At 71.5% G+C, this 4,869-nt stretch carries 5 protein-coding genes; 2 read left to right on the top strand and 3 right to left on the bottom strand.

Annotated features, from left to right (window positions below):
* A partial coding sequence (locus VGT06_07980) for a Clp protease N-terminal domain-containing protein (GenBank protein ID HEV8663060.1) occupies positions 1-710 on the bottom strand: 710 nt, incomplete at its 3' end.
* A gap of 124 nt (positions 711-834) precedes the next feature.
* The gene (locus tag VGT06_07975) at positions 835-2,355 is read right to left on the bottom strand and encodes a methyltransferase domain-containing protein (GenBank protein HEV8663059.1); all 1,521 of its coding nucleotides are present in this window, start codon (positions 2,353-2,355) and stop codon (positions 835-837) included.
* Between the two features lie 110 nt (positions 2,356-2,465).
* On the opposite strand from VGT06_07975, the gene VGT06_07970 reads away from it, so the two are divergent.
* Together VGT06_07970 and VGT06_07965 are read left to right on the top strand one after the other, a co-directional pair.
* On the top strand, positions 2,466-3,254 hold the full coding sequence (locus VGT06_07970; GenBank protein ID HEV8663058.1) for an inositol monophosphatase family protein: 789 nt from the start codon (positions 2,466-2,468) through the stop codon (positions 3,252-3,254).
* Between the two features lie 43 nt (positions 3,255-3,297).
* Positions 3,298-4,362, top strand: a complete 1,065-nt coding sequence (locus tag VGT06_07965) for a trypsin-like peptidase domain-containing protein (protein ID HEV8663057.1) — start codon at positions 3,298-3,300, stop codon at positions 4,360-4,362.
* An 87-nt stretch (positions 4,363-4,449) separates the two neighbouring features.
* Here the strand turns inward: VGT06_07965 and VGT06_07960 are convergent, their stop codons facing one another.
* Positions 4,450-4,869, bottom strand: coding sequence for a RidA family protein (locus VGT06_07960; protein HEV8663056.1), 420 nt, complete (start codon positions 4,867-4,869; stop codon positions 4,450-4,452).

The following is a 4,869-nucleotide window of genomic DNA, read 5'->3' as shown; positions in this document are numbered from 1 at the left end:
ACGCGCTTGCCCTTCAGGCCCTCTGGCACATCCCCGGCCACGATGCGCTGCGCCAGCCCCTCCACGATGGCGGTCTTCCCCACCCCCGGCTCCCCGATGAGGACCGGGTTGTTCTTGGTCCGACGGGCCAGAACCTGGACGACCCGTCGGATCTCGTCATCCCGCCCGATGACCGGGTCGAGCTTCCCCCGCCGGGCCAGGTCGGTCAGGTCCCGGCCGTAGCGCTCCAGCGCCTGGTACTTCTCCTCCGGGGAGGGGTCCGCGACCCGCTGCCCGCCCCGGACCTCCGCCAGGGCAGCGTAGAGCCCGTCCGGGCTCACCCCGGCCTCCCGCAGGATCCGCTCGGCGGGGTCCCCGGCGCCCTCGGCGGCGGCGAGGAGCAGGTGCTCGGTGCTCACGTACTCGTCCTTCAGACGCGCCATCTCCCGCTCCGCCCCCTCGAGGACCTTCTGGAGGCGGGGGGTGACGTACTGGCTCGAGGCGCCGGCGACCTGGGGGAGCTTCTTCACGGCCTCCTCCAGGGCGTGGGTCACCTGGGAGAGGTTGACTCCGAGGCGCCGCAGCAGGGGGGCCACGATGCCATCCTGCTGGCCGAGGAGGGCGAGGAGGAGGTGTTCCACGTCCACGGCCTGATGGGCCATCTCGGAGGCATGCCGCTGGGCCTTCTCCAGCGCCTCCCGCGAGCGGATGGTGAATCGGTCGAGCCGCATCCCAGGTACCTTCCTCCCGGCTTCGCCTCGGCGGAGCCGGGGAAAAAATTAGGGCGGGGGGCTTGAAGATAAGCTCCCTGCCCTTCCCTCTATGCAGAAAGAGTACCAAGCCGGCGGGGACCTGTCAACGGCCGCCCGGGGCCCACGAGAGGAGGGCGCTTCGCTTCCGGATGGGCGCCCGCCATCCTCCCCGCCAGGGCCGAAGGCGCCCCCGCAGGAAGGCGCGGAGGCGCCCGTCCCGGGAGGGATCCAGGCGGAGCCCCAGGTAGTGCTTCCAGAACCGGACTGCCTCGTCCAGGTCGGCAAAGGGCTGGTCGAAGGCGTACGCGACCACCCGCACCTCGGCGTGGATCCCGAGGCGCTGCAGCGCGCCAAGCACCTCCCGGTAATCCCGCTTCCTCGGGGAGGGCTGGTTGAAGAGGAGGGGGTACAGCTCGTCGAAGTAGAACTTGTCCCGGCCGGTATCCACCCGATGGAGGAGCACGATGCGCCGGGCAGCGGCCCGCTCCAGGCCGGCCACCAGGTCGGCCGGCCGGTGCCAGGGGAGGGGGACGTTCGCCGCCAGGAGCAGGTCGTGGCGTCCGACTGCTCCCTCCCCCCACGCCCTGGGGAGGATCCGGACGTTCGCAAGGCGGGCCCGGGCCAGGCGCCGACGGAGCGCCGTCACCATGGCCGGGGCGGGCTCGAGCGCGGTGACCCTCCGCAGGCGCCGCGCCAGCGGAAGCGTGAGGGCGCCACAGCCCGCCCCCACGTCCAGGGCGCTCCGGCAGCCAGCGAGGAGCGGCTCCAGGGCGGCCATCACCTGCCGGGGGAAGTCGCTCAGGCGCAGGGCCGCCATGTACCAGCGGACCTGCTCGCCCGTCCAGGGCGGGGGGCTCACGGGCGGACGGCCACCACGACCGTGATGGGCCAGGCGAACTCCCGCGCGTCCCCCTCCCCCTGGAGCCCGAAGGCGGAAACCGCCCCGGGGGGCGGGCTCGCGAAGGCCTCCCGAAGGGCCGCGGCCCGGACCGGTCCCCCCCCGCGCCACCCAGTCCCCGAAGCAGAGGCGCGAGGAGCAGGAGGTATCCAGGGCCGTCACGGTGAGGCCTGCCCTTTCGGCGAATGCCCGCCACTCGGAGGCGGTGTAGTTGCGGACGTGGGAGGGATCGCGCAGCGCCTCCACCCTGTTGTGCCAGGCGGCGAGCGCGGGCTCCTCCGGGGAGGTGGTGTCCCCCAGGATGACCCGGCCGCCGGGCCGGGTCACCCGGACCACCTCGGCCAGGAAGTTGGGAACGGAGGGGAAGTGGTGCGGGGCGATGCGGCAGGTCGTCACGTCGAAGGCGGAGGCGACAAAGGGGAGGGCATCGGCCAGGCCCTGGGCGAAGGCCACGTTGCCGATAGAACGCTCGCCTGCCAAGTGACGGGCCTGCGCGAGCATCGCGGCGGTCAGGTCCAGGGCCACGACCCAGCACGCCCCCGCGGCGAAGGCAAACGCGTTGAACCCGGTCCCGGTCGCCACGTCCAGGACCCGCTCGGTCCCCGTGAGGTGCGCCAGGGCCACCATGACCGCGAGGCTGTCACCGCTGCCGTGCGCCCGGCTCGTCGTGTAGTGGGCCGCCTGGCGGCCGAACTGGTCCGCCGCCGTCCGCGTGGTGGGATCCATGGCGCCTCCGGGATTCCATCATAGCCCCCCGGTGCGCCCCCCGCAACCGCGTCGGCCTTGTCGGTCCTCCCGGGCGCGTGCTAGAGTGCGGCTCCCGGAAAGGAGCCGTGATGGCCGACCTCCTCCCGACCGCCATCGAGGCCGCCCGCGCCGCGGGCGCCCTGCTGCGGGAACTCCAGACCCGCCCCCGGACGATCGACCACAAGGGAGCCATCAACCTGGTCACCGACGGGGACCGCCGATCGGAGGCGCTCCTCGTCTCGCTGATCCGCTCCCGCTTTCCCTCCCACAGCATCCTCTCGGAGGAGGGGCGGGGTCACGCGGGGGCCGCGGATGTCTGCTGGATTCTGGACCCGCTGGACGGGACCACCAACTTCGCCCACGGCTTCCCCTTCTACAGCGTGTCCATCGCGGTCACGGTCCGGGGGGAGCTGGCGGCCGGGGTCGTCTACGACCCGAACCGGGACGAGTGCTTCGTCGCGGAGCGGGGGGCGGGCGCGCGGATGAACGACGCGCCGCTCAAGGTCTCGGCCATCTCGGCGTTGACGGACGCCCTGCTCTGCACCGGGTTCCCCTACGACATCCGCGAGGCCCCGAGCAGGGTGGTCGCCCGCTTCCAGGCCTTCCTGGTCCGGGCACAGGCCGTCCGGCGCCCGGGCTCGGCGGCCCTGGACCTGGCCTACGTCGCCGCGGGACGCCTGGACGGGTTTTGGGAGGACAAGATCCACGCCTGGGACCTGGCGGCGGGGGCACTCCTGGTCCAGGAAGCCGGGGGGCGGGTGAGCGATTATGCCGGCAACCCTCTGGACATCCACCGGGGGGAGATCGTGGCCAGCAACGGGCTCCTCCACGCGGCCATGGTCCAGGTCCTGAGCCCCCAGGAGGTGGGGCGCCCGTGACCGGCGCCGGGCGGCTTCCCCAAAGGCATGGAGGGGGGGGACGATGAGCGACCGGGAGCGTCGCAAGGGGACGGGGCGGGCACTGCTCCTGCTGCTGGTCGCGATGGCGCCAGCCCCCCGGGCGGCGGCCCTGACCCCGGACGAGGAGAACACCATCGCCGTCTTTGAGCGCCTGGCCCGGGGGGTGGTCTACATCACCACGGTCTTTGCCCACGAGGGGCCCGCCCCGGCGACCGCCCGGCGGGGAGTCGGCTCCGGCTTCATCGTCAGCGATGAGGGACACATCTTGACGAACGCCCATGTGGTGGAGGGGAGCGAAGACATCCTCGTCACCATCGCGGGGGAGCGCCGCAAGGCCCGCGTGGTCGGCCTGGACGCCGCCACGGACGTGGCGGTCCTCCAGATCGAGAACCCTCCGTCCGACCTGACCGTCATCCCGCTCGGAGGGTCCGCCGGCCTTCGGATCGGGCAGAAGGTCCTGGCCATCGGCAACCCCTTCGGCTTGAGCCAGACCCTCACGATCGGAGTGGTGAGCGGCCTGGACCGGCTCCTCCCGACAACCCGGGAGACCATCGCGGGCCATGTCATCCAGACCGATGCCGCGATCAACGTGGGCAACAGCGGCGGCCCACTGCTCACCTCGGAAGGAGAAGCCGTCGGGCTGAATACCGCCATCATCCAGGGGGCCCAGTCTATCGCGTTTGCGATCCCCATCGACACGGTGAAGGCGGTCCTGCCGCAACTCCTCAAGGAGGGGCGGGTCATCCGGCCCTGGATCGGCATCAACGGGAAGTTCGTGGATGAGGGCCTGCGGAAGGTCTTCAACGTCCCCCTCACCTCCGGCTTCCTCGTGGAGGACGTGGGGAAGGGGAGCCCGGCCGAGCAGGCGGGCATCCGCGAGGGGACGCTGGACGTGACCGTGAACGGGATCCGGTTCCTGCTGGGGGGCGACATCATCACCCAGGTCAACGGCCAGCCGATCCGGACCTCCGAGGAATTCTTCAAGGCGCTCGCCGGACTCAAGATCGGGGACGAGCTCCGGCTCACCATCTTCCGCGGCGGCGAGACCCTGACCAAGACCCTCGCCCTGGCCGAGCGCCCCCGCTAATACCAACGCGATCATTCATGTGACAGACGGTCCGGGTGGCGCCGGCGACAGGACCCGGACCGTGTCACGTTCATGCGGTCGTTTGCATTAGTCTCGGACCCGAACGACGAGCTCCACCTCGACCGGGATGTCGAGCGGCAGCTGGTTCGTCCCGATGGCGGAGCGGGCGTGACGGCCCCGGTCCCCGTAGAGCCGGATGAGCAGCTCCGAGGCCCCGTTGATGACCCAGGGCTGGCGCGTGAATCCGTCCACGCAGGCGACAAACCCCAGAAGCTTCACCACCTGGTCTACCCGACCCAGATCCCCGACCAGACTCTTGACGCAGGCGAGGCAGTTGACGATCGAGAGCTGGGCGGCCTGGTATCCCTGCTCCTCGGTCAGCTCGCCGCCGACCTTCCCGACGTACTTGGGCTTGCCATCCACCATGGGACCCTGCCCCGCCGTGAAAATCAGGTCCCCGGTCCGAACGGCGGGCACATAGGCCGCCACGGGCCGGGGCGCCTGCAG

The sequence above is a fragment of the Candidatus Methylomirabilis sp. genome (assembly GCA_036000645.1).
Taxonomy (GTDB): Bacteria; Methylomirabilota; Methylomirabilia; order Methylomirabilales; family JACPAU01; genus JACPAU01.
Note: the sequence above shows the minus strand (reverse complement) of the source record. Positions and strands in the feature narration are given on the sequence as shown.